General features: G+C 38.6%; 22 protein-coding genes and 2 tRNA genes. 9 read left to right on the forward strand and 15 right to left on the reverse strand.

Features of this window, described 5'->3' with window-relative positions; genetic code table 11:
• Positions 1-110: 110 nt before the first annotated feature.
• Together EUBDOL_RS02375 and EUBDOL_RS02380 are read left to right on the forward strand one after the other, a co-directional pair.
• Positions 111-842: an SDR family oxidoreductase gene (locus EUBDOL_RS02375; protein ID WP_040462946.1), complete on the forward strand. Its 732-nt coding sequence runs from the start codon at positions 111-113 to the stop codon at positions 840-842.
• A gap of 119 nt (positions 843-961) precedes the next feature.
• A complete protein-coding gene (locus EUBDOL_RS02380) occupies positions 962-1,303 on the forward strand; it encodes a helix-turn-helix domain-containing protein (protein ID WP_004798127.1) in 342 nt (113 codons plus the stop codon).
• On the opposite strand, the gene EUBDOL_RS02385 is transcribed toward EUBDOL_RS02380, so the two are convergent.
• The 5 genes from EUBDOL_RS02385 to EUBDOL_RS02405 form a co-directional block, all read right to left on the reverse strand.
• On the reverse strand, positions 1,287-1,601 hold the full coding sequence (locus EUBDOL_RS02385) for an AzlD domain-containing protein (protein WP_040462949.1): 315 nt from the start codon (positions 1,599-1,601) through the stop codon (positions 1,287-1,289). The genes EUBDOL_RS02380 and EUBDOL_RS02385 overlap by 17 nt on opposite strands.
• Complete coding sequence (locus EUBDOL_RS02390) at positions 1,594-2,307, reverse strand: AzlC family ABC transporter permease (protein WP_004798129.1); 714 nt, start codon at positions 2,305-2,307, stop codon at positions 1,594-1,596. The genes EUBDOL_RS02385 and EUBDOL_RS02390 overlap by 8 nt, the downstream gene beginning before the upstream one ends.
• 94 nt (positions 2,308-2,401) lie before the next feature.
• Positions 2,402-2,974 (reverse strand): hypothetical protein, encoded by a 573-nt coding sequence (locus EUBDOL_RS02395; protein ID WP_235713683.1) that lies wholly within the window; start codon positions 2,972-2,974, stop codon positions 2,402-2,404.
• 177 nt (positions 2,975-3,151) lie between these two features.
• The gene (locus tag EUBDOL_RS02400) at positions 3,152-3,667 is read right to left on the reverse strand and encodes a transcription repressor NadR (protein WP_004798132.1); all 516 of its coding nucleotides are present in this window, start codon (positions 3,665-3,667) and stop codon (positions 3,152-3,154) included.
• On the reverse strand, positions 3,664-4,494 hold the full coding sequence (locus EUBDOL_RS02405; RefSeq protein ID WP_004798133.1) for a Cof-type HAD-IIB family hydrolase: 831 nt from the start codon (positions 4,492-4,494) through the stop codon (positions 3,664-3,666). The genes EUBDOL_RS02400 and EUBDOL_RS02405 overlap by 4 nt, the downstream gene beginning before the upstream one ends.
• Before the next feature lie 203 nt (positions 4,495-4,697).
• On the opposite strand from EUBDOL_RS02405, the gene EUBDOL_RS11910 reads away from it, so the two are divergent.
• From EUBDOL_RS11910 to EUBDOL_RS02420, 3 genes are read left to right on the forward strand one after another with little or no spacing between them, the layout of a single operon-like run.
• On the forward strand, positions 4,698-4,895 hold the full coding sequence (locus EUBDOL_RS11910) for an RNA polymerase sigma factor (RefSeq protein ID WP_004798135.1): 198 nt from the start codon (positions 4,698-4,700) through the stop codon (positions 4,893-4,895).
• A gap of 39 nt (positions 4,896-4,934) precedes the next feature.
• Positions 4,935-5,168 (forward strand): RNA polymerase sigma factor, encoded by a 234-nt coding sequence (locus EUBDOL_RS02415; protein WP_004798136.1) that lies wholly within the window; start codon positions 4,935-4,937, stop codon positions 5,166-5,168.
• Positions 5,158-6,069 (forward strand): zf-HC2 domain-containing protein, encoded by a 912-nt coding sequence (locus EUBDOL_RS02420; protein ID WP_004798137.1) that lies wholly within the window; start codon positions 5,158-5,160, stop codon positions 6,067-6,069. The genes EUBDOL_RS02415 and EUBDOL_RS02420 overlap by 11 nt, the downstream gene beginning before the upstream one ends.
• A 143-nt stretch (positions 6,070-6,212) precedes the next feature.
• Here EUBDOL_RS02420 and EUBDOL_RS02425 read toward each other — a convergent pair.
• Positions 6,213-6,298, reverse strand: a tRNA-Leu gene (locus EUBDOL_RS02425).
• A 156-nt stretch (positions 6,299-6,454) separates the two neighbouring features.
• Here EUBDOL_RS02425 and EUBDOL_RS02430 point away from each other — a divergent pair.
• From EUBDOL_RS02430 to EUBDOL_RS02440, 3 genes are all read left to right on the forward strand, one after another.
• Positions 6,455-7,111, forward strand: coding sequence for a nucleotidyltransferase domain-containing protein (locus tag EUBDOL_RS02430; RefSeq protein WP_004798139.1), 657 nt, complete (start codon positions 6,455-6,457; stop codon positions 7,109-7,111).
• An 81-nt stretch (positions 7,112-7,192) separates the two neighbouring features.
• Complete coding sequence (locus tag EUBDOL_RS02435) at positions 7,193-7,435, forward strand: DUF3781 domain-containing protein (RefSeq protein ID WP_004798140.1); 243 nt, start codon at positions 7,193-7,195, stop codon at positions 7,433-7,435.
• A gap of 187 nt (positions 7,436-7,622) precedes the next feature.
• Entirely contained in the window at positions 7,623-8,486 is an 864-nt protein-coding gene (locus tag EUBDOL_RS02440; RefSeq protein WP_040462953.1) for a GNAT family N-acetyltransferase, read from the forward strand.
• A gap of 20 nt (positions 8,487-8,506) precedes the next feature.
• Here EUBDOL_RS02440 and EUBDOL_RS02445 read toward each other — a convergent pair whose 3' ends face one another.
• Positions 8,507-9,571, reverse strand: coding sequence for a M42 family metallopeptidase (locus EUBDOL_RS02445; protein ID WP_040462955.1), 1,065 nt, complete (start codon positions 9,569-9,571; stop codon positions 8,507-8,509).
• A 408-nt stretch (positions 9,572-9,979) separates the two neighbouring features.
• Between EUBDOL_RS02445 and EUBDOL_RS02450 the strand changes: the two genes are divergently transcribed.
• Positions 9,980-10,055: transfer RNA gene (locus tag EUBDOL_RS02450), tRNA-Asn, on the forward strand.
• A 123-nt stretch (positions 10,056-10,178) separates the two neighbouring features.
• On the opposite strand, the gene EUBDOL_RS02455 is transcribed toward EUBDOL_RS02450, so the two are convergent.
• From EUBDOL_RS02455 to EUBDOL_RS02490, 8 genes are all read right to left on the reverse strand, one after another.
• Positions 10,179-10,520, reverse strand: a complete 342-nt coding sequence (locus EUBDOL_RS02455; RefSeq protein ID WP_004798143.1) for a type II toxin-antitoxin system PemK/MazF family toxin — start codon at positions 10,518-10,520, stop codon at positions 10,179-10,181.
• Entirely contained in the window at positions 10,520-11,506 is a 987-nt protein-coding gene (locus tag EUBDOL_RS02460) for a LolA family protein (RefSeq protein ID WP_004798144.1), read from the reverse strand. Before EUBDOL_RS02460 ends, EUBDOL_RS02455 begins: the two co-directional genes overlap by 1 nt.
• A gap of 354 nt (positions 11,507-11,860) precedes the next feature.
• Positions 11,861-12,052, reverse strand: a complete 192-nt coding sequence (locus tag EUBDOL_RS02465; RefSeq protein ID WP_004798146.1) for a hypothetical protein — start codon at positions 12,050-12,052, stop codon at positions 11,861-11,863.
• A 60-nt stretch (positions 12,053-12,112) separates the two neighbouring features.
• Entirely contained in the window at positions 12,113-12,841 is a 729-nt protein-coding gene (locus EUBDOL_RS02470; protein WP_004798147.1) for an amino acid kinase family protein, read from the reverse strand.
• A gap of 63 nt (positions 12,842-12,904) precedes the next feature.
• Positions 12,905-13,480: an NUDIX hydrolase gene (locus tag EUBDOL_RS02475; protein WP_004798148.1), complete on the reverse strand. Its 576-nt coding sequence runs from the start codon at positions 13,478-13,480 to the stop codon at positions 12,905-12,907.
• Between the two features lie 9 nt (positions 13,481-13,489).
• Positions 13,490-14,536: an A/G-specific adenine glycosylase gene (gene mutY, locus EUBDOL_RS02480; RefSeq protein ID WP_004798149.1), complete on the reverse strand. Its 1,047-nt coding sequence runs from the start codon at positions 14,534-14,536 to the stop codon at positions 13,490-13,492.
• A gap of 144 nt (positions 14,537-14,680) precedes the next feature.
• Positions 14,681-15,652, reverse strand: a complete 972-nt coding sequence (mreB, locus tag EUBDOL_RS02485) for a rod shape-determining protein (protein ID WP_004798151.1) — start codon at positions 15,650-15,652, stop codon at positions 14,681-14,683.
• Between the two features lie 171 nt (positions 15,653-15,823).
• Positions 15,824-18,436 (reverse strand): calcium-translocating P-type ATPase, PMCA-type, encoded by a 2,613-nt coding sequence (locus tag EUBDOL_RS02490; RefSeq protein WP_040462957.1) that lies wholly within the window; start codon positions 18,434-18,436, stop codon positions 15,824-15,826.
• Between the last annotated feature and the right edge of the window lie 50 nt (positions 18,437-18,486).

Raw genomic sequence — 18,486 nt, forward strand, 5'->3', positions numbered from 1 at the left:
TAGCATAGATACCATTTCATCACAATAAGCTGCGTATTTTAACGTCATATCAAAAAAAATGTATGACTGGTGGTGCTGTTCACATACTAATGGTAAACGGAGGTAAGAATATGAATCATTGTTTACATGGAAAGGTAGCCCTTATCAGTGGCTGCTCACAGGGCTTAGGCTATGAAGCCGCAAAAATATTAGCTGCGCATGGTGCTGATATTTTCGGTATCAGCATCGGTGATGATGAACAGTTAAAAAAAGAAATCGAAGCTATGGGAAGATCGTATCACTCCATGACTGCCGATTTATCAACACCGGATATTATTCATCAAGTGGTAAAAGAGGCGCTGGCAGCTTATCAACATATCGACATTCTTTTAAATTTTGCACATGTTCTAAAAAAAGAGGACACGCTTTCCCTTTCCCGCATAGCTTGGAAACAGGCATTGGATATTAACTTGACGGCTGCTTTTTTCCTTTCTCAAGAAGTAATCAAACAGTTTCTAAAACAAAAGCAGGGTGGAAAAATCATCAATGCCAGTGGTATTTTACCTCTTGAAGCCGATAGTTATGCCGCCTATGTTGTCGGAAAGGGCGGTATGGAGGCCATGACTCAATATCTAGCATCTGCATTTGCGAAAGATAACATTCAGATCAACGCCATTCGCTTTGGCTATATGCAGGAGGGAAGTTCACTTTATGAAGATAAAGAAATTCTCAAAGCAATTCCGGCAAGACGTTTAGGAACCGCAAGCGATATGGAAGGAGCTTTGCTGCTGTTGGCAAGTGATCAAAGCAATTATATGTGTGGAGCCTGCATTCCTGTCGATGGTGGCTGTTCGATTCGTTAGTATTCTTTTTAGCTTCAATGAAATGCGATAATTCTATTATAAAAATCCACGTTTTGTTTACTTTCCTACACAAAGACCACATTCTTTCTTATAATAAATAAGAAAAAGGAAGTGTATTTATGGAAAACTTTGGCGAACTTATCAAGCAAGCCATAATCGAACAAAACTTAACCCAACGTGAAGTTGCAGATCGTATTCACGTTTCCCCACAAACACTCAGCGCTTATGTAAATAACCGCCGCTCTCCAAGCCTACAATGCTTTATTGACCTTGTCGATTTATTAGGCCTGCAGGATTCCTTATTCCCACCCAATATCATCGAACAGCTCGATCTCGATCGATGCAATAAGGAGTATTATAAAATGCTGAAATACGAACAAAAGAAGGTCATTCTCGTGATCCTACGCTATTTCGTACAAACCAATCAAAAAGAGGCAAAAGCCTCTATAAAAACAAATTAGCAAGATAAACCATCACACAAGCCGCAATAGCAACCGTTAGTAAGCTCTTTTTACGATAAGCCAGATAGATTGCGGTCAAGCAGCCAAGCGTAGCGGCTGCTACCTGCTTAGGTTCTGTTCCTACTGCTGTAAAAATAGCCGGAAATGTCATTGCACCGAGTACCGCATAAGGAACATAAAAAAGAAACGATTTCACAAACACACTTTTTATTTCCTGTTGACAAAAAACGAGCGGCAGCATACGGATCAAATACGTTACAAGTGCCATTACCAATATATAAGGAAGATATTTAAACATGTCCATTCTCCTCCACCGGAAATAACCAAGCACATATTGCCGAAGCAAGCACCGTACATACGATAATCACAAAGCCCGAGCTGATTGCAACCCAATGTTGAAGAAAAGCAAACAAACAGCTCAAAGAAATCGAAAGCAAGAGTACCACTCGTATAGCTTTTATTTTTTGTGCCGGTGGAATGATGATAGCCAAAAACATACCGTAAATTGCGATTCCAAGTGCATCACGAATCGCCAAAGGTAATATTTCGCTCGCCGCTCCGCCTAAAAAAGTTCCAAATGTCCAACAAGCAATCGGAAATGTCATAAGTCCCAGCATATACCATTTTCCTATCCGTTCATAGCGGCTGCTGGATAATGCAAAAATTTCATCAGTAATCCCAAAAGCTATCATCGCTCGCTCGTAAGCCTTCATCTTTTGATCTACTTTTTGCGAAAGTGATAACGACATTAAAGCATAGCGCAAATTGATAACAAGCTGCGACAAAGCCAATTCAAACAAACCGGCTTGTTCAATGATAAGGGTCAATGCCGAAAACTGTCCTGCACTTGTCAAATTGGTTAATGACATGATAACCGCAGCCCCTAAAGGAAGCCCACCGCTAACTGCTGCCATACCAAAGGTAAAGGATACCGAAAGATACCCTAACCCAATCGGAACACTATCTCTGATTCCTTGTGAAAAACGATTTTCCAAATATTCCATACCCTACCTCATTTGCTTTGAAACTATTATACATGATGCTGCCAAGCAAGAAAAGATTTCTTTGCCACGCTAAGAAAAAAACGTCTTTCGACGCTTATTTCGTATGAAGAGCAAGCTTGACTTCCTTAACATTAGAAATGCTTGAAACTTCTCGACTATGGCAAATAACCTTCCAAACCACAATACTGATAATGAAATCAACCGTACTGTGAACAACTGTACCGATACCGACAAGTCCAAATACCATATACAGAAAATCATTCACACTTGTTGTACCTACATAGATTGGCAATACAATAATGACCTCACATACCGCATGCAACAAGCCGATTGCCAACACAAACAATGCAGTGTGTGCAAAAGAATTTAAAGCATCGCTATGCTTCTTCAAATAATAGGCACCGGCGTATGCCCATACAACATGACTTAAGGCACGTAATACGACCGGAAGCGGAAACGCTATAAAAACAAATCCAAGCGTTGTTCCCAATGCAACCGCAACCGCAACACTAGGCGATACAAACATCGCCACCATGATTGCTACATGAGATGCCAACGTAAACGACATCGGTTCGATCAAAATTTTAATCGGCGCTATCACCGGTATCAAAATACCAACCGCAATCAACATGGCAGAAAGCACCATGCGTGAAACATTTTTATTCATTTCCATTCCTCCCAAGCTTATCATAAGCTAACATGTGTCAAGACACATGTTAGGACTATTATATATTTTATTTTATAAAAATGTCAATGAAAAAAGTTCGGCTCCACTGCATATTTATGCAATATTCGTCGAACTTCTTTTTTATAAAAGTCAAAAAAACTTTTTCTTTATGCATCACTAGCCTTTTTCATAAAGGAAGCCTTCTTCCTTTAAAGCATTCAAAACTCGCTGCACCATTTCCTCATCTTTACATTGAATGGTATGTAAATGCAAGCCACTGGTTAAAGAAGAAAGAGGCTTTGCTTCATCTCCTTGAATACGCTCCATGAACTGCTCAACATCATAGCGTGAAGCAATATGCAGTTTTCCCGATAGCTGACCATATACAGCATGCTCCACGATAACATCAAGAACTATCGCTCCTTGATCCACGATCGTATAAAGCTCCTGTGCCAAACGAGAGTAATCATGCATAACCGCAACCGTACACAATACCCCTTGCTCCTTTGGTTCCATAACATAGCCTCGTGGTGTCGCAATGATTTGAATACCGCTCGCTCTTAACAAAGCCACATCACCTACGATAATTTGTCTGGAAACATGCAGCTGTGCAGCCAATGCGCTTGCAGATAAAGGACGTTTGCTTTGTTGGATCAATTCCAACACCTTTGCTTTTCGATCACCAGACTTCATACAGCCTTCCTTTCCGTAAACACAAAGCGTTCAATAGCCTCCGCTACTCCTCCATCATTATGATTGGCTTGCGTAACATAGCTGCTTACCGCTTTGATATCATCATGTGCATTTACCATAGCAACTGAAGTTCCTGCCACCTTCAGCATACCGACATCATTGTAATTATCTCCGATTGCCATTGTCTCCTCCATGGCAATTCCTAAGCTTCCTGCTAAATCCGAAAGTCCAAGTCCTTTATTAACACCTTCTCGATTAAACTCTAAATAGCGCCCACTGGAAAAGGATACGTAAACACCCTGTGTCAACTCTTTCATACCATCTGCCACCTGTTTCAGATAGTCCATATCCGGCTTTACAAACAACACCTTGATAATTGCTGTATCCTTTAAAAAATCAATATCTCCTTCGCACTCATCGGCAATAAAATCATATTTCTTTAAGTTTTCTCTTTCATCATCATTCATATTAAAGGAATAGACGTGATGTTCCGTAAATACTTCTACGCATATTCCAATGCTTTTTCCGTATGCAACTAACTCCTTGGCTTTTGCAAAAGGCAGAGCATGAAACGCTAAGCGCTTATAGTCCTTACATTCACAAACCATTCCGCCATTAAAGCCGATGATATATTCATTAGGCTGATGCAGCATGCCCAATGTTTCCAAAATAGGTTTAATTCGTGTGCAGGATCTTCCACTAGCAATTACAAACTTCACTCCATATTCCTCACGTGCCTTGCGGATAGCCTTCAGATTACGTTCACATATCTTTTTATCATCATTCAACAATGTTTCATCTAAATCACAAGCAATCAGTTTAATCATGTTTTTCTCCTTTTTCTATATTAGCTATTATAGCATGTTTTCAATTTGTTGTTCTTCGCTTGTGGAAAATATATTCAAAAACATATTTACACAAATAATTTTAGCCTATTTGTAAAAAAAGATAACAAAATGATAAAATAAAAATATCTTTGTAACCTTTCCATCAATAAATTGTATTAACTTATGAAAAAGGAGGGATTGATTTGCAAAAGTGCTTTCATGAGCTATACGAAACATATTCCAATAGCATTTATCGCTATTTGCTCGTATTAACACATGATAAAGATATAAGCGAAGAAATCACACAAGAAACCTTTTATCAAGCCTTTAAAAATATCAAGTCTTTCCAAGGTAAATGTTCTATCTATACATGGCTATGTACAATCGTAAAAAACCGATGAAAAGCATATTATACGAAAAATGCTAAATATACATACGATATGAAGTTAGAAGATATAGAACAGGTTACAAGCGATATTGATGTTTCCCCATTGTACGAAGCACTATCTACTTTAAAAAGTCCTTATCGAGAGATTATACAGCTTCATGTTTTTGATGGCTATTCGCTTAAAGAAATCTCGAAGAAATACAACAAATCCGAAAGCTTTGCGAAAGTTGCGTTTCTACGAGCCAAAAAAATGCTTAGGGAGGAGCTAATGAAAAATGAAATGTGAGATTATACAAGATTTAATTCCTATATATTGTGAGGGTGTTTGCAGTGAAGAAACGAAGATTCTTGTTGAAGCACATATCCAAGAATGTGCAGCATGTCGGCAAGAAATAGAAGCCTATCAAGAAATCGAAACAATGGATCTTCCTACGATTGATGAAAAGAAACCCTTTAAAAAAATAATCAAAGGCTATCAGAAAAAACTGTTTCTTTTATGCCTTGCTTTCCTTATGATTTTTTTATTGTTTGAGACAAGGATTACCAGCGAATTGATGAAACTGCGATTTTTAAGCTATGTAACTAGACATTATGCACAATATGATTTGGAAATGACTTCATTTTCTTATGATGACCCCCAAGTGAGGGGCTTTGGGATAGACAATGGTTATTATACTGCTAGCTTTCAATCAAAAAATAAGCAAGAAAAGGACATTGCTTTTCAAGTTTATACAGATGGTTTTATATTTTCCATTAAGGATTCCTATGAGCATCAAATCAATCAAAAATGGAATACACATGATCGTTTAATAAATGCCTATGGTGAAGATGTGAAAAAAGCATTCCTTCGACAAGCGGATTTTGCTTTACTTGATGCATCTGCCTCTCTTGCATGTATAAGCGATTATTTCGATAAAAATCTAGCTGAGCATTTAAAACTTAATCAAGAATTTGACAAAAGTATTGATTCGATCCTGCCAATAAATATTATGCTAACACTTCATGCAACAGAAACGGATATTGAAAATATCCAAACATATACCCAAAATATCGTTAATATCTTACATAGCCTCGATTTTTCTCCGCTTCGTTTATCTCTGCGTTTAGAAACAGCAAAACAAAGCTATCGAATCGACAACATTGACTGCACAAAAGATATTGTTGCACTAGAGCTCATATTAGAGTAATCTACATAGCTTTTTATAAGATAAACCGTTTTTGTCAAATGGAAAATGGTAATAAATTAGATAACATATAAGTGAAGTATAGATTTACACCAAACTGAAAAATGAGTATAAAAAAAGCCTTTACATAAGGCATTTTAACAAAATGGTGCAGAAGAAGAGATTTGAACTCTCACGCGATTGCTCGCACTGCCGCCTGAAGACAGCGTGTCTGCCGTTCCACCACTTCTGCATTTTTTATGTGCATATATCATACACCTTTTTCCCACATTCGTCTAGCATAATCCTAAAAATATCCCTGCCACTACAAAAATATTCTATTCCTTTTCCTTGCATTATTTCTGCCGATAAGCTACTATCTCCTTAGCAAAAAAACGAGGTGATCTGCATGGTGAATCTATCCACATGGCTCCATACTTTTTTATCAGCATTAGAAGAAACCTTTCCAAATCGTGTTTGGTTCGTTGGTTTACAAGGAAGCTATGCACGTGGGGAAGCAACAGAAGCAAGCGATATTGATATTGTCGTAATTCTTGATGAATTATCTTATGATGATATTCAAAGCTACGACAATATGCTCAATACACTTCCTCACCGCAATCTGCTTTGCGGTTTTATATCCGGAAAAACCGAGCTTTTACATTGGGAGCCTTCCGATCTTTTTCAGTTTTATCATGACACAATCTCAATCAAAGGAAGCCTTGATGAATTGCTGGTACAAATTGATAAGACTGCCGTTTGTAAAGCAATAAAAAGCAGCGCATGCAATATCTATCATAGCTGTGTTCATAACATGCTTTATGAAAAAAACGATGCTATCTTAAAAGACTTATACAAATCTGCTTCCTTTGTTATCCAAGCTATTTATTTCCAACAAAGCGGAACCTATATTCGTCATCAAAGTGATTTGTTATATATGGTAGAGCCTGCGGAACAACAGATTATAAAAACTTTTTTAGAATTGAAGAAAGGCGGAGAGGTTGCTTTTCAAGCAATGTCAAACACCCTATTTACTTGGTCTAAAACATGGATCAACCAAATATAATAAACACATATCGTCCCTCTTATATACTTCTATAAAAGCATTCATGGTATTTATAAACAAGAAAGACAAAAGGAGATAAGCATGAATCAACACCCACTTATTACCAATATCGAAAGCTTACACACAACATCATTAGGTGTTCAGCGCATAAAAAGAAATCTGCCAATATGCTGTGATGATGTTGTTGCTTACTGCAAGGATAGTATTCTACAAAAGCATGCTGTCATTTATAAACAAGGAAAAAACTGGTATTGTGAAAGTGATGGAGCAATATGGACCATCAATGCACATAGCTATACCATCATTACCGCTCATCTTCTGTAAAAACACTGACTTTTTCATATTGCTATGCTATACTATAACTACGAAAGGCAGGTGGTCGTTATGAAATTTATCTACTCACTTCAAGGAAAGAAAACGACATGCCTGCCTATATCCATATAACAGCCTGTCGAAGTATCCTTGCGATACTTTTTTTCTTTCTATCTATACAACAGAAAGGAAGAATTTTATGAATATCATAGTCTGCAACAACACTTATCTTACCAAAATGACTTCAATGCCTTCTAGCAGCTTGGCACAAAACCAAGCACTTGCCGATAGTATCGCATGCGGTGAAATCGCACTTACTGATTGCTACCTCTTATTAGAACATGATGAAGTAAAAGCGCGTGCTGTAATTATGAAGGACATTTCCTATATCGGCTATCTTACCATAGAAGCTATCACAACAAAGGAACTGCAAACCTTCTTACAAGAAATACAAAAAGAGTTAAACCCAAAGCAAAACTGGTTTTGTGATGTATACTCCGATAAAAAGCATTTCCCCATTATCCAACAGGCACTTCATCAATGCTTTGCGATATGTATAGAGCGTGAAAGCTATACCATTTCAACCTATCCAATAGATACTTCAAAATATAAGCATACCGACTGCACAGCAATCAGTGATACACAGCTCCTTTCACTTATAAAAGATGCGAATGAAAGCACCCTTGATACAAGTATTCAAAACAGTATCCGTCAAGAAGGAAGCCATGCTTACGCCAAACAATTCCTAAATGAATTAACCGATAGCAAGGAAAAGCGAAGTATGTTTCGCATTCTATGGCATCAAGAACAAATCCTTGGCTTTGTTTGTGTCCAACGTCTAAGCAAAGAAATCGGCGGAATCGGCTATATCGGTGTCCGCAGACAATTCCAATCGCATCAATACAGCAGTATCCTCTTACAAATCGCAATTACGATTGCTTATCAAAATAAGCTTAATATACTGATTGCCGATATTGATAAAAAGAATGCTCCGATGCGAAACAACTTACTGGCAACCGGCTTTACAAAAGACTGTGAGCAATACGTTTATTACACTTATTAAAAAAAAGTCCGTTATGGACTTTAAAAACTTAGAATATCCTGACTGCTTATATCCTCAATAATATGCTTTGCCAATTCTACTGCTTCACGATAATCATCATAAGCGCATATTCCATAGCACGAATGCGCATAGCGTACCGGTACGCCAATGACAATCGTCGGGATTCCCTCATACGCTGTATGTGTAATACCACCATTGGTGCCACCGCCTTTGCGTACACTTTCTTGCACATGAATACCATATTTTTCCGCAATCTCCAAAGTAAAACGCTGAAATCTCGGATTGGTTATCATACTGCGATCAAAATGGCGCAGCATAACCCCCTTTTTCATTCCGCTTTGAATCATATATGGTTCTTCAAATGTATCATCAGCAGGACAGCCCTCAAAACAAATGACGATATCGGGTTTCACATTATGGATTGCACAAGCCATACCACGCTCTCCCACCTCCTCTTGCGAGGTCAATGTTGCTACTACCTTCGTATGCAGTTTTTTACTATCCAGCTCCTGCATTGTTTCCAATAAGGCAGCACAGCCAATACGACAATCAAAGCCTTTTCCCATGAAGGTCTTTTGCTTTTCATTGTATTCACATTCTACAGCCGGAACTACCGGTGATCCAATTCCGATGCGATAAACCTCCATAAGTTCTTGAGCACTTGTCGCACCAACATCTATTAACAAATCATCAAAGTCTATGCTCTTTCCTTTTTCCACATCTTTCATAAAATGAGGTGGCTTACTACAAACAACGCCGCTAATCAGTTCATTGTCCTTATTTTTAATCCATACCTTATTACCGATGATATTTTTCGGATCCCAACCACCTAACGGAAGAAAACGTAAAGTGCCATTAGGCTTAACGGCTTGAACAATAAATCCAACCTCATCACTATGGGCATCTAACAAAACCGTAGTTTCTTTTTCCTCTGCCGGTAGTTCCATGTATAGATTACGCATGTGATCTTCCTTCAGAGTGCATACATCACGAACCTGTGTTTTCGCATATTCAATAACATCATCTTCAAATCCACTTGGTCCAAAAGCATTAGACAGCTTTATAATACATTCTTTTTCTCTCATCTTATCCCTCTTTTCTGCCTTTATTATAAAATAATTCATAGGGTATGTCCAATAGTGAAAAATAAAAATGAATCTTAATGTGTTTGATTATCGAGCTTGATATTTGAATCCTTCCTTTTGGTTCTATCCGCAATTCACTTATAGAGAGTCTAGACAACTGTTTTACTTTCCTTGATGGCAATATGCCATTTTTACTTCTTTTTTTCGATAACAGATAATATACACTTCTTTTTCTTTAAGCTCTTGTACTAATACCCTTTATCATAAAAAACAGTTCTTACTTTAGAAGTATACAAAAACAGGAGTTTCAAAGAAATTTAACCGTATCATAAAAAAATTCACTTTTTTTTAATTTAGGGTTGCCAACTTAGAATTATTATGATATTATATCTAAGCACTTAAGGAAATGCCTGAATAGCTCAGTCGGTAGAGCATCCGGCTGTTAACCGGCAGGTCACAAGTTCGAGTCTTGTTTCAGGCGCCATTAAAAAGTGTAAGCGATTGGTGAAAGCTAGTCGCTTTTTTTGTTTTAAAGATAAAACTAATATATTACTAGCTTATTGCTGAATTTCGATATATTTTTGATAAAAAACAGGAAGCATGAAAATCATACTCCCTGAATATCCAAACTGATACAAATTGCATGATCGATTTTTTTAATGGTTTCTTTATCTAATGTGCATATCCATTGCCCCAAGCGCGTTTTATCAATCGTACGCAGTTGTTCACAAAGAATCATAGAAACATAACTTAATGCGTGATCACTAAATATGACATGAGTTGGAATCGGTGGCTTCGATAGCTTTTTCGAAATCGGTGCAATGATAATAGTCTTGGAATAACGATTGCCTTTATCATTTTGAATCACGACAACCGGACGCACCCCTCCCTGTTCACTTCCAACCACAGGAGAAAGGTCAGCATAATAAACATCTCCGCGTTTGATCATTATTTCATCACTGCCACCTGCATACTGGTAATCACACTCATCATTTCATCAGGGCTTAAATCCTCTGAGAATACGGTGAACTCAACATTATCATAAATCGCACTTACATGATTTCCATCATAGAAACCAACCATATCAAGCACATCAATCATTTGTCCCGGCATAATAACGGTTTGCGTCTTTTCCACACTATCCTTTTTCATCTGCACAACCGTAAAATTCGCATCACCGCTATACTCCAAAACATGCTTCACCTTTCCATTGATATTCATACGACTGGTATTCGTTAATTGTGCACCATGAAGCGTCATCGGATATAGCGGTAAATCCTCCTCTTGAATTGCCGAAACACTTGCTTTTTTGTCAAGCGTTTGCGGAACATCAAAATAAGTATCCTTTATTGGAGCATCGTACTTCACTTTCTTAAATGCAATTTTTAACTCCGCAACATCATCTTTATTATAAATTTGAAGCCACTTCACTTTTGCTTCCTTATCAAACATGATTTCTTCACGATAGAAGTTCTTATTATTCGGATAATGCACCCTGCTTGATACCAAATAACCATCGTCCTCTTTTTCAACTTTTGCTTCTTTCTTCTGTGCAATTTCCACAATGGATTGCAGAAGGTATGGCTTTGGAGAATTCAAAGGCCAATTTCCTTCAAATTTAAAAATCTGATTCAAGCTTGGTGTTACCACAAAAACACCTGCATCATTTCGTAAAATAATTTGTTCCTGATTCAATTCCTTATCTACAATTGATACACGAAACAAATCCTTCTCTTGTTTTTTGTATCCAATCTCCAACGCATAGCTTTTAATATCCTCCCCTTTTGTAATTTCCATATCTCCGATTAAAACATAGGAATCCATTTCAGCCATCGTATTCGCAAGCTGTTTATCAAACGACTTCGGACGTATCGCAAACAATAAGGCAATCATTAACACCAGGATACCTGCTGCGGCTATCACTTTTGTTTTCATAAGACTCTCCCTTCACTCTCAACATACTTTATGCAGACAATCACCTTTTCATTCATAAGTTCATAAGCATATCATAAGATAGAAATGGTGATAGCTATATGAACAAGCTGCAAAAGTGGGCTCTTATTTTTTCCGTATTCTTCGGCATCAACTATGCCATTTATATATTGTTCCATTTTGACATTTGTTATTCTTTCCTTCATAGTAAGCCATGGATTGAACATACCTATGCATTTTTCATTGGTACGTGTGCCTTTATCAATCTCACCTTACTTCAAAATAACGACAAATAAAAACCTATGCGATCCATTTTAGATCAACATAGGTTTTTTAACATCTTTCAATTAGCAAGCATTACAAAATACGAAAGCCCAAATCATTGATTACCTTTCTGGCAACGGCAACCATATCCGTATTTCCCTCAATCACAACACACTGCTTTTCTAAATTCACTTCATAATCCGTACGTGTCTGTGATAAAGCTTGTTCAATTCTTTTTGCATCTTCTTGATTGTTTAAATTGCGCACCAATATTACATTTCTCATAATGGTATTCACCTCAGTGCTATTATATCACAAATCATTCCGTATAAAACGGTCATTTCCTTAATATCTCGGTTGAATCCGCGTTCCCGATGAAGAAGAAAAGCTTCCTCGCAAATGAATGATGAGCTTATGCTTTTTTGCATAGTTCACACAGCGATCATGCAAAACACGCGACTTCATATTCAGCATCTCATCATAAGTCAGTACATCATACTTCACAGCCATATTGTCAAGGCGTGGATCACGATCATACACTCCATCAACATCGGTATAAATCTCAACTTCTTTTAAACCTAGCATATCCGCAAACAATGCAGCACTGTAATCGCTGCCCCCTCTACCCAAAGTCGTAATTCTTCCATGCGTAGATACTGCCACAAAACCACCAACTACTACCACATCGTAATGCTGTAGCTTTTTCTTAATTCCACGACTATCCATTTTTAACACACTGGCATATTCATAATTATCATCAGTAAAAATGCCGGCTTGAAAAAAAGAAAGTGCACAGGCACGTATCCCCATCTCCAATAATTCACTACATACCTTCAAGGCCGAAAGCTGCTCCCCCATCGAAACCAAACGAGCCTTTTCCTCTTTGCTAAGACGAGGACTGCCTAAGGAAAGCAGTGTATCCGTAGCGTAGGTATCCGGATAACGTCCCATGGCAGAAACCACAACCACGACCTTGTGAGATATAAGATTTTTTACGATATGACGATAAACATAGGCTCTTGTTTTTTCATTTTTCAAAGAGGTTCCGCCAAACTTCATCACCTTTATATCCATGATATCTTACCTCGCATTCCTTATAGGATATGCAAATAAGCACGCATACCATAGGAAAGGAGCCTAGATTATATGTTTTTTTGACAACAGACGCTGCTTTGCAATCAACTTGCGATAGATAGGAAGCATGTGTTCCTCCTTTACATAAGCCTCCAATTCATCAATGGCAATCCATTTCACTCCACTGTTTTCATCGGGCTTACACCGTAAAAGTTCCTCTTCATCGCCTACACATAAGTAGGTAACATTTAAATGCTTATGGGCTTTGATACGCTTTCCGTTTTTTATATGCTCCGCAACGGATAACACCTCAATGGAAAAAATATCCTTTAGCAGTGGACTCAGTTTTTTTACTCCGGTTTCTTCCTTTCCTTCCTTCAAAGCATTTTTTAATAAATCCTTTTCTCCGTCGCTATGACCTCCACACCAGCTCCAAGAATCATAAATATTGTGATACACCATCAGTACATGCGTAGCAGATGGATTGATGATCCATGCCGATGAGGTCATATGCGCAACTTCATTTGTTCGCTCGTAAATATTTGAATACCTTCGCATATAGTCCAATATTTGCTTGCGATCTCTACTTTCCTGCTCATCAAAAGGCTCATATCGCTGTATCTGTTCATATACTTCCATAGTGTTCGTTTACTCCTTTTCCAAGGCATCTTTATAAGCCTTATATGCCGTTGGAATAGCATAACTTGCTTTTAATTCCTCCAACGTGCACCAGACTCCTTCCTCACATGGCATTTCCACTTCAACAAGATACCCCTTCATGTGCCATTCGATATGTGAAAAAACATGCTTCGCATCAGGTAGCTTGCGGATATTCTTAACTACATACATTTTATAATATTCACTGACTGCTTTCTTGCTTTGATATCCTTCTAGCCAATCAAATTCATACAATCCTGCTAACAACCCTTGAGAAGCACGCTGACGAACATGGAACTTATCCTTATAACGTAATACACAAATCGTCTTTTTTTCTATGCGACGTGTTTTCTTAGCTGCTTTATTGGGTAAATAATGTGCCTTTCCACATTGATACCCCTTGCAGTTATCTGCAATCGGACAAATATTACAGCGTGGTGCGGCATTCGGAACACAGATAGTTGCGCCCAATTCCATCAATGCTTGGTTAAAAGCAGAACTTTCATGCTTCGGTATGTACATCTGAACAATTTTCGCATATTGTCGCTTGACACTTTCCTTTAGGATATCCTCTTCCAAAACAAGTACACGTGAAAATACACGTAAAACATTCCCATCAACTGCTGCCACACATTCTCCAAATGCAATTGATGCAATCGCACCTGCCGTATATGCACCGATTCCCGGCAGCTCTAACAGTTCTGCATACGTATTGGGAAGCTTTCCACCATGTTTTTCCACACATACCTGTGCACATTTCTTCATATTATAGACACGTCGATAATAGCCAAGTCCTTCCCACAGCTTTGCCAACACCTCATCTTCTGTATTTGCAAGTGTTGGAATATCCGGTATCGTCGCAATAAAACGTTCAAAATAAGGCTTTACAGCCTCCACACGTGTTTGTTGAAGCATGATTTCACTAACCCATACACGATAAGGTGTTGCTTTTTCTCGCCAAGGCAACACACGTGCATTTTGTTTGTACCAATCTAATAATTGTTTTGTAAGCTGTTCTTTATCATGTTGTATATTCATGCGGGTATTATAGCATATTTTCTCATTTCGATACACGTACAACACCCTTGAAAACCACTTGGTTCAATAAGCTGACGAAAAGTGATGATAAAAAAGGCTTCTTATTCGTTTCCTTGCGAATAAAAAACCTCATCATTTCATTTCCTACAAGCTCTTTAACATGATGTTACAGCCATCAACCACACAGTTCAATGCATTTTCCGCAACATATACCGGAATTTTTAATTCGTCTTTCAACAGCTGATCCAAATTTTTCAGCAATGCACCTCCACCGGTTAGCACCAAACCATGCTGAACAATATCAGCAGCAAGCTCCGGCGGTGTTACCTCCAAAATGGTACGTGTTGCATGGACAATTTCCTGCAAGCTATTGCGAATATAGGACTCTACCTCATTGCTGTTAATCTCAATCGAATGCGGCAGACCGGTTTCCACATCACGTCCGCTGATCGTCATTTTTTCCGGACGGTTCGAATGCAGTGCGTTTCCTACCCTAATTTTAATTTCATCGGCGCTTTGCTCACCGATATACATTTTTTTATTTACACGAATACCCTCGATAATATCATTGGTCAGCTTGTTTCCGGCTACCTTAATTGATGTAGAGCATACGATATCGCCTAAGGATAGTACCGCAATATCACTTGTTCCTCCACCCATATCCAAAACCATGTGTCCACTAGGCTTTCCGATATCTAAACCGGCACCAATTGCCGCTACCTTCGGTTCTTCTTCCAAATACACCTTCTTAGCACCGGCACGATATGCACAATCACGAATAGCATTCTTTTCTACTGAGGTAATCTTGGTCGGATGGCAAATCAAAATTACATTTTTCTTGAACATTCCTTTTAGCTCACACTTTTTCAAAAAGTAGTTCAGCATCATATCGGTTGCTTCAAAATCCGCAACCACACCATCTTTTAACGGACGAATACAAATCATATTCTTCGGTGTTCTTCCCAGCATATCTCTTGCATCTATACCGGCCGCAATACATTTTTTCGATGTTGCATCTACCGTTATAACCGATGGTTCATTTACGATAACCCCTTTATTGTCAAGGCAAATCAACAAGTTGGTCGTTCCTAAATCAATACCTATTTTTCTAACCATACGCTACGCCTCCATTTTCTAATTCATGTAATGTATTTCAACGCCTTAAATATACCACGAAATCAATCACTTTTGTAGTTTTTTCACAAAATTGCATCAATTCCACTTTCTTCTATCAAAAAAGCGACCTTGTCTCTTAAGAGAACAAAGCCACTATTTATACAGCCTATTTTATTGATGACGAATCAAGCCGAATGCTTTTGATAATTCCATGACCAATACCGGTACAGCAATTAAACCTAAAGCAATCAAATGAAGCTCTATCGGTAAATCAATAAGTCCAAACAATACTTTAAGCGGTGTAAATACAACAAGCAATACCAATACGATAGATACAAGACAAGCCATATTTAACTTCTTATTGGTAAAGACACCAATCTTAAACAAGGAGTGATCAGAACGCATATTGTATGCCTGAATCACTTGGGATAAAGACAATACGATAAATGCCATCGTTTGTCCTCCTGCCAATTCTCCGGTTATATTTTCACCTAGTAGGAAGGCAATGATTGCCAATGTCGCAAACATAACTCCTTGCAAAGCAATGCGAATACCAAAGCCATGAGCAAAGATACTTTCATCTTTTGGTCGTGGTTTTTTATCCATGATATCCGCTTCAACCTTTTCCATACCCAAGGCAATAGCAGGAAGGCTATCGGTAACCAAATTGATCCATAACAGCTGCATGGAAAGAAGCGGTGCCTTATGCCATAGCAACATGACAACAAATACCAAAATAACTTCTCCGATATTTGTTCCCAATAAGAAACCGACTACCTTTTTAATATTTGCATAAATACCACGTCCCTCTTTGACAGCTTCTACGATCGTCGCAAAATTATCATCGGTCAATGTCATATCAGCAGCATTCTTCGCCACATCGGTACCGGTAATCCCCATGGCACAACCGATATCCGCAGCCTTTAATGCCGGAGCATCATTGACGCCATCTCCGGTCATGGAAACAATCTGCCCTTTATTCTGCCAAGCCTTTACAATACGTATTTTATTTTCCGGTGAAACACGTGCATATACTGAGATATGTTCTACTTCATTTGCCAATTGTTCATCACTCATCGCATCTAGCTCTAAGCCGGTAATCGCTTTTTCACCTTCATGTAAGATACCAAGTTCTTTGGCAATCGCACTGGCTGTTACGACATGATCACCGGTAATCATTACCGGACGAATACCTGCATGACAACAAACTTCAACTGCTTTCTTAGCTTCTTCACGTGGTGGATCGATCATTCCGACAAGACCCATCAACGTTAATCCGTTTTCCATTTCTTCCGCAACCAAATTTTGCGGTAACGCTTCAATTTCTTTATATCCGATAGCCAATACACGCAAAGCCTGTTTACTCATGTCATCATTCATGTTGCGTGCCTTTTTCAAATCGCCACGCACACAGCGCTTTTCCATAATATCAAAAGCACCCTTAACAATAACCATATATTTTCCATCTATGCGATTGATCGTTGTCATCAGCTTACGATCGGAGTCAAATGGAATTTCTCCCAAACGCTCATAGCGCTTCAAAAGTTCTTCCTTTGGCATACCATTTAGATAGCTTGCTTTTAAGATGGAAGTTTCGGTTGGATCACCGATATGCTTTTCGCCGCTTGCCTCTACTACATAAGAGCCATCGCAGCACAATGTCGCATACATCAAAAGTTTACGTACAGCTTCACTGTTATGCTCGCTGATTTTTTCTAATTCATCACTTTGATCTACATAAGCATTCACTAAGGTCATGCGATTTTGAGTTAAGGTTCCGGTTTTATCTGAGCAAATAACCGAAGCACTTCCCAATGTTTCCACTGCCGGTAAACGACGAATGATTGCGTTTTTCTTAACCATACGCTGAACCCCAATAGAAAGCACAATCGTTACGATTGCCGGTAATCCCTCCGGTATTGCGGAAACTGCTAAGGAAACAGAGGTCATAAAGATTTCCAATACCGGTATGCCATTAAACAAGCCTACGACAAAAATAATCGCACAGGCAGCTAGTGCCAAAATACCTAAATAAGTTCCAAGCTGTGCCAACTTTTTTTGCAAAGGTGTTTGCGTATCGTTCTCATTATTCAACAAATCAGCAATCTTTCCCATTTCCGTCTGCATTCCCGTTGCACTGACAACTGCAGTTGCGGTTCCATAGGTAATGCTGCACCCGGAAAACATCATATTGGAGCGATCTCCTAATGGGGCATTTTCTTCAATTTGAGCTAAAGCATCTTTTTCCGCAGATACCGATTCACCGGTTAGAGCCGATTCCTCACTTTTCAAACTGGCACTTTTCAACAAGCGTGCATCGGCGGGAACAAAATCCCCTGCCTCCAGCTTAATGATATCACCAGGAACAAGCTCTGCGGCATCTATGACACTCTCCACTCCATCACGCAAAACGCGAGCATGTGGTGCCGATAAGCTTTTCAAAGCATCTAAAGCTTTCTCTGCCTTACTTTCCTGTAAAACGCCCATAATAGCATTCAAAATAACAATCAATAAAATCAAAGCCGGTTCAAAGAACTCCGCAACATCGCCTTCTACCATTGCGATACCAAACGAAACCGCAGCCGCAATCAATAGAATAATAATCATCGTGTCCTTGAATTGATCTACAAAACGCTGCCAATTGGTTTTCTTCTTTTTTTCCACCAACTGATTGCGCCCGAATTGCGCCTGCTTGCTTTTTACCTGTTCACTTCTTAAGCCTTGTGCTTCATCACTTTCTAAAGCTGTTAATACTTCTTCCTTTGAATCAAAGTACGGGTTCATCATCATTCCTCCTTCATTAATTATATGATGTCCGCTATTCGAATAAAAAA

Source organism: Amedibacillus dolichus DSM 3991, from assembly GCF_000154285.1.
Lineage (GTDB): Bacteria > Bacillota_I > Bacilli_A > Erysipelotrichales > Erysipelotrichaceae > Amedibacillus > Amedibacillus dolichus.